General features: G+C 42.9%; 2 tRNA genes. Both read left to right on the top strand.

The features are described 5' to 3' along the window. Positions 1-3 precede the first annotated feature (3 nt). Positions 4-77 (top strand) — tRNA-Gly (locus tag LPC13_RS16865). Between the two features lie 70 nt (positions 78-147). Beyond that, a tRNA-Arg gene (locus tag LPC13_RS16860) sits at positions 148-224 on the top strand.

The following is a 224-nucleotide window of genomic DNA, read 5'->3' as shown; positions in this document are numbered from 1 at the left end:
TATGCGGGTATCGTATATCGGTAATACTCCAGCCTTCCAAGCTGGAAAGGTGGGTTCGATTCCCACTACCCGCTCCAAAAAAGCTTTGAAAAAAAGCTTGACATAATTAAAGAAATGTTTTAAAATAATAAACGTTCTTTGGTAAATGCGTGTTTAGCTCAGCTGGATAGAGCAACGCCCTTCTAAGGCGTGGGCCAGGAGTTCGAATCTCTTAACACGCACCA

Origin of the sequence: Clostridium celatum (assembly GCF_021412605.1) — a bacterium.
Taxonomy (GTDB): Bacteria; Bacillota; Clostridia; order Clostridiales; family Clostridiaceae; genus Clostridium; species Clostridium celatum.
This window is presented reverse-complemented; position numbering and strand designations above follow the sequence as displayed.